Annotated in this window: 7 protein-coding genes and 1 pseudogene; 6 read left to right on the forward strand and 2 right to left on the reverse strand. The window is 67.5% G+C overall.

The features are described from left to right. The first annotated feature begins 70 nt into the window (after nt 1–70). Nucleotides 71–817 carry a YebC/PmpR family DNA-binding transcriptional regulator gene (locus ACIPIA_RS09755; RefSeq protein WP_400508971.1) on the forward strand — a complete coding sequence of 249 codons (747 nt, stop codon included), beginning with the start codon at nt 71–73 and terminating at the stop codon, nt 815–817. 128 nt (nt 818–945) lie between these two features. Here the strand turns inward: ACIPIA_RS09755 and ACIPIA_RS09760 are convergent, their stop codons facing one another. Continuing rightward, complete coding sequence (locus ACIPIA_RS09760) at nt 946–1,725, reverse strand: sulfite exporter TauE/SafE family protein (protein WP_400508972.1); 780 nt, start codon at nt 1,723–1,725, stop codon at nt 946–948. 152 nt (nt 1,726–1,877) lie between these two features. Here ACIPIA_RS09760 and ruvC point away from each other — a divergent pair, with 152 nt between their 5' ends. The 5 genes from ruvC to ACIPIA_RS09785 are packed head-to-tail and all read left to right on the forward strand — an operon-like array spanning nt 1,878 to nt 5,118. Continuing rightward, complete coding sequence (ruvC, locus tag ACIPIA_RS09765; RefSeq protein WP_400508974.1) at nt 1,878–2,396, forward strand: crossover junction endodeoxyribonuclease RuvC; 519 nt, start codon at nt 1,878–1,880, stop codon at nt 2,394–2,396. Nucleotides 2,397–2,421: 25 nt separating this feature from the next. Continuing rightward, complete coding sequence (gene ruvA, locus ACIPIA_RS09770) at nt 2,422–3,039, forward strand: Holliday junction branch migration protein RuvA (RefSeq protein WP_400508976.1); 618 nt, start codon at nt 2,422–2,424, stop codon at nt 3,037–3,039. Next, nucleotides 3,036–3,527 carry a GNAT family N-acetyltransferase gene (locus ACIPIA_RS09775; protein ID WP_400508977.1) on the forward strand — a complete coding sequence of 164 codons (492 nt, stop codon included), beginning with the start codon at nt 3,036–3,038 and terminating at the stop codon, nt 3,525–3,527. Before ruvA ends, ACIPIA_RS09775 begins: the two co-directional genes overlap by 4 nt. Nucleotides 3,528–3,550: 23 nt before the next feature. Next, nucleotides 3,551–4,576, forward strand: coding sequence for a Holliday junction branch migration DNA helicase RuvB (gene ruvB / locus ACIPIA_RS09780; RefSeq protein ID WP_400508980.1), 1,026 nt, complete (start codon nt 3,551–3,553; stop codon nt 4,574–4,576). Continuing rightward, a complete protein-coding gene (locus tag ACIPIA_RS09785; protein ID WP_400508978.1) occupies nt 4,573–5,118 on the forward strand; it encodes a DUF3828 domain-containing protein in 546 nt (181 codons plus the stop codon). Before ruvB ends, ACIPIA_RS09785 begins: the two co-directional genes overlap by 4 nt. Before the next feature lie 48 nt (nt 5,119–5,166). On the opposite strand, the pseudogene ACIPIA_RS09790 reads toward ACIPIA_RS09785, so the two are convergent. Further along, a pseudogene (locus tag ACIPIA_RS09790) lies at nt 5,167–5,380 on the reverse strand (hypothetical protein); the annotation flags it as partial.

Below are 5,380 nucleotides of genomic sequence, written 5' to 3' on the forward strand. Positions count from 1 at the left end.
CCGATCGCCCCGGTGCGCGCCGCGGCGGTGTTTCCATGGTTCCATCTCATCACAAGGGCAGCGAGTCCCCATGGCCGGCCATTCACAGTTCAAGAACATCATGCACCGCAAGGGCAAGCAGGACGCGGTGCGCTCCAAGCTGTTCTCGAAACTGGCCCGCGAAATCACCGTCGCCGCCAAGATGGGCATGCCCGATCCCAACATGAATCCGCGGCTGCGCATGGCGGTGCTCGCCGCGCGCGCCGAGAACATGCCGAAGGACAACATCCAGCGCGCCATCAACAAGGCAGCCGGCGGCGAAGGCGACAACTACGACGAGGTCCGCTACGAGGGCTATGGCCCGGGCGGCGCCGCTGTCATCGTCGAGGCGCTGACCGACAACCGCAATCGCACGGCCTCCGCCGTCCGCTCCTATTTCACCAAGTCCGGCGGCGCGCTGGGCGAGAGCAATTCCGTCTCCTTCATGTTCAACCGCGTCGGCGAGATCAGCTATCCGCCGGAGGCCGGGGACGCCGACAAGGTCATGGAAGCCGCGATCGAGGCCGGTGCCGACGACGTGATCTCGGACGAGAACGGTCACACGATCCTTTGCGCCTTCGATGCGCTGAACGAGGTCTCCAAGGCGCTCGAGGCCGCGCTCGGTGCGCCGGCCTCGGCCAAGCCGGTCTGGCGGCCGACGACGACGGCTCCGCTCGACGAGGAGAAGGCCGCCTCGATGATGCGTTTGATGGAAGCTCTCGACAACGACGACGACGTCCAGAACGTCTTCGCCAATTTCGAGATCGCCGACGACATCATGGCAAAGCTCAGCGCCTGAGCGGAAGCCAGCCCCCTCTTCGCGTCATGGTCGGGCATGTCCCGACCATCCACGGCTTCACGGCTCGCGGACCGTCTTCAAGACGTGGATGCTCGCCACAAGGGCCGGCATGACGGCCGAGCTATCCCTCAGCGCCCGATCACGGCATCCCACAGCGGCAGGCTGATCAGCGCGCTGAGGAAGATCACCAGATAGGCGCCGCGCCGGAAGGTCTGCTCGGAGGCGAGCCGAAAACCGTGCGTGCCGGCCCAGAGCCCGATGCCGTAGACCGCGAAGAGCGGCACCGCCATCAGCAGCGCGCCGGGTGTGAGAATGCCCTTCCACCACAGCACCGCGCCGCTCATCAGCGTCGAGACGCCGAAGAAGGCCTGCATGTTCGCCCTGGTCTTGTGCCGGTCGTTGCGCTGGGCCCCCAACCAGAACACCGCGAGCGGCATGCCGCCGATCGAGGCCATGCCGTTGAACAGCCCGGACAATGCGCCGACGCCGAGCGACAGCGGGATCGTCGGGCGCCCGTGATAGCGCCAGCCGGAGGCCATCAGCCCGACGGCGACCAGCACCAGCACTGCGAGAAGCCAGCGCATCGTCTCGCGGTCGAGCCAGGTCAGGAGCCAGATTCCGCCGGGCAGCGCCAGCGTCGCGGTCAGCAGCAGCGGCAGGATCTCGCTCCATTCGGCCCGCTTGGCGCTGCGCGCCGCGATCGGCAGGGCGAAGGGCAGGTCGATGAACCAGATCAGCCCCAGCGCCGCGACGGGCCCGAGCACCATCGAGGCCAGCGGCATGAACACCATCGCGAAGCCGAAGCCGGTAAAGCCGCGAACCAGCCCGCCGAGCAGCGTCGCTGCAAGCAGGACGGCGATGCCATCGAAGGTCAGGCCGGGCATGAAGGCAGAAAGGCTGAAAGGCATGGCGTCGCGCGGTTGAAGTGTAACGGGCGCACCATGCCCGCCGCCTTCCGGCAATAACAACGTTCCTTTTTGATGCGTTCGATGAGGGGAATTCATCTCCGCTCAAGTTCCAGGCGGTACAAATCCGAAACATCCGCTAGCTTGAGCCCGTCATGGCACCCGCGATTCGCATCATCGGCATCGACCCCGGCCTCCGGAAGACCGGCTGGGGCGTCGTCCTCTCGGAAGGCAGCAAGCTCTCCTTCGTGGCCTGCGGCTGCGTCGAAAGCGACGGCAACCTCGCTCTGGGCGAGCGGCTGCGGCAATTGCACGAGGGGTTGCAGAAGATCATCGCGACTCATCGCCCGCACGAGGCGGCGGTGGAGGAGACCTTCATCAATCGCGATCCGCAATCGGCGCTGAAGCTCGGCCAGGCCCGCGGCATTGCGCTGGTCGTGCCGTCGCTCGCTGGGCTGAACGTGGCCGAATACGCCGCCAATCTCGTCAAGAAGACGGTGGTCGGCGTCGGCCATGCCGACAAGAAGCAGGTGCAGGCGATGATCCGCGTGCTTCTGCCGAAGGCTGAGACCAGCTCCGCCGACGCAGCCGACGCGCTCGCCGTCGCGATCTGCCACGCCCAGCATCGCGGCATCAAGGCATTGGTCGCCGCCCAGATGCGCGCGGCGGGTTGAGCGTGACGACCGGGGGAATGAGACGATGATCGGCAAGCTCAAGGGCCTGATCGATTCCTATGGCGAGGATCACGTCATCATCGACGTGCAGGGCGTCGGCTATGTCGTGCAGTGCTCGGCGCGCACGCTGCAGCGCCTGCCCAGCCCCGGCGAGGCGGCTTCGCTCTCGATAGAGACCCATGTCCGCGAAGATGCGATCCGCCTCTACGGCTTCATGTCGGATGTCGAGCGGGACTGGTTCCGGCTGATGCAGGTCGTGCAGGGCGTCGGCGCCAAGGTGGCGCTCGCGATCCTCTCGACGCTCGATCCAGGCAGCCTCGCCACCGCGATCGCCACCAACGACAAGGCCGCGATCGCCCGCGCACCCGGCGTCGGCCCCAAGCTCGCCCAGCGGCTCTGCGCCGAGCTCAAGGACAAGGCGCCGGCCTTCGGCCATATCGATCCCGGCGTCGTGCAGCTCTCCGGCGCTCTGGAAGACAGGAAACTGCCGCAGCCGATAGCCGACGCGGTCTCCGCGCTCGCCAATCTCGGCTATCCTCAGGCCCAGGCTGTCGCCGCGGTGGCGGCTGCCGCCAAGGCCGCCGGCGATGGCGCCGGCACGGCCCAGCTCATCAAGCTGGGCCTCAAGGAACTGGCGAAGTGAACGCCCCGCCCGACGAACTGGAACTGCGCGTCGTCACCGACAAGGCCGAACTCTGCCGCATCATGCTGGCGAGCTGGGGCTCGCACAGCATGATGATCGGCCTGCATGTCTACGACGTCGCGGAGATCGACGCGCTCGGCCTGTTCGAGGCATCGGGCAAGACCGCGGCGCTGGCGAGCTGGACGGTGCGCGGCGATACCGCCTATCTCTGCGCGCTCCATTCGCTCCGCACCGGCGAAGGCGTCGCGATCCAGATGCTCGATGCCGTCATCGACGCCGCGCGCAAGGCCGGCGCCAGGAGGCTCAAGGCCATGCTGACCAATGACAACATGCCGGGCATGACCTTCTACCAGCGCCGCGGCTTCCGCCTCTCGGGGCTTTATCTCGAGGCGATCGACGCTTATCGCTCGGTCGTGCCGACCATCATCAAGACGGGATACAAGGACATTCCCATTCACGACGCGCTCGAACTGGAGATCGCGCTGTGAGCGACCCCAAGCGCTCCGGACTGATGACAGCCGAACGCCGCGACGATGACAGCGAAGCCTCGCTGCGACCGCTTTCGCTCTCCGATTTCACCGGGCAGGCGGCGGCGCGCGCCAATCTTCAGGTCTTCATCAACGCAGCCAAGAGCCGCGGCGACGCGCTCGACCATGTCCTCTTCGTCGGCCCGCCCGGCCTCGGCAAGACGACGCTGGCACAGATCGTGGCACGCGAGCTCGGCGTGAGCTTCCGGTCGACCTCCGGCCCCGTGATCGCCAAGGCCGGCGACCTCGCCGCCCAGCTCACCAATCTCGAAGAGCGCGACGTGCTCTTCATCGACGAGATCCATCGCCTGAACCCGGCGGTCGAGGAAATCCTCTATCCCGCGATGGAGGATTACCAGCTCGACCTGATCATCGGTGAAGGCCCGGCCGCCCGCTCGGTCAAGATCGACCTGCCCAAGTTCACGCTCGTCGGCGCCACCACCCGCGCTGGCCTGCTGACGACCCCGCTGCGTGACCGTTTCGGCATCCCGATCCGGCTGCAGTTCTATACCGTCGAGGAATTGCAGGGCATCGTCGCCCGCGGCGCCCGCGTGCTCGGCGTGCCGATGTCCGACGACGGCGCCAACGAGATCGCCAGGCGATCCCGAGGGACGCCGCGCATCGCCGGGCGCCTCCTCCGCCGCGTGCGCGACTTCGCCATCGTCGACGGCGACCCGATCGTCACCCGCAAGGTCGCCGACAAGGCGCTCTCCCTGCTCGATGTCGACGCCATCGGCCTCGACCAGATGGACCGGCGCTACCTCACCACCGTCGCGATCAATTTCGGCGGCGGCCCGGTCGGGATCGAGACCATCGCCGCCTCGCTCTCCGAGCCGCGCGATGCGATCGAGGAGATCATCGAGCCCTTCCTGCTCCAGCAGGGCTTCATCCAGCGGACCCCGCGCGGCCGCTTGCTCACGCCCCACGCCTTCCGCCATCTCGGCATGCCCGAGCCCTCGCGCGAGACGGCGCAGTTCGGGCTGTTCGGAAACGACGAGGACGAGGCGTGAGGCAAGTCCTCCGGCACCTCGCGCTGGCGCTCGCCCTGACCGGGCTGTTCGCGGCCCTCGCCGTCTCGGCGCGTGCCGGCGACGATGTTCCGCGCGGCCCGGTCGAGGACGCCTACGCCATCACGATCCGGATGCTCGCGGCGAAGGGCAAGGCCCCGCCGCCGGCCTGGCGGCCGCCGCATCGCGACAAGCTGATGAGCGGGAGCCTCGCCGCGCTTTTCGCCCGCGACGACCTTTATCAGGACGAGAGCGGGGACATGGGCCAGATCGGCGCCGACCCCTTCCTCAACGGCCAGGATGGCGAGATCAGGAAGCTCAGCTTCGACACGATCCCTGTCGCGGCCGGCAAGGCGACGGTCCTTGCGAACTTCCGAAGCTTCGGCAAGGCGGTCGTCGTCGAGTTCAGGATGGTCAGCGAGAACGGGGGCTGGCGCATCGACGACATCGTCAACCAGTTCGACGGCAAGGCCTATTCGATCCGCGAAGCGCTTTCGCAGCCCTATGACTGCGGCTCCTTCATGAACAAGCCCTGCAAGCGCTGAGCGCCCGCAGGGCCCTAGGTAAGCGCCTCGCCTGAACGCGCCGGCCGGTCAGCCGCTCCGGCGCGCCATCTTGGCGCGCATCATGGCCGGGCGGGCGCCCGCATCCTTGAGCGCCCCGGATTTCACCGCCTTCTTGTTCTCGACCGGCTGCATTCCCTTGCTGGCAGTGCGGCTCTTCGGGCGCTCCGACGCGCTCTGGCGCTGCTTCAGGGCAAGCGCCTTGCGGGCGAGGCTGCGCTGGCTCGGTGCGCGCAGCTTTTCG

It is taken from the genome of Allobosea sp. CER48, from assembly GCF_044752385.1.
Taxonomy (GTDB): Bacteria; Pseudomonadota; Alphaproteobacteria; order Rhizobiales; family Beijerinckiaceae; genus Allobosea.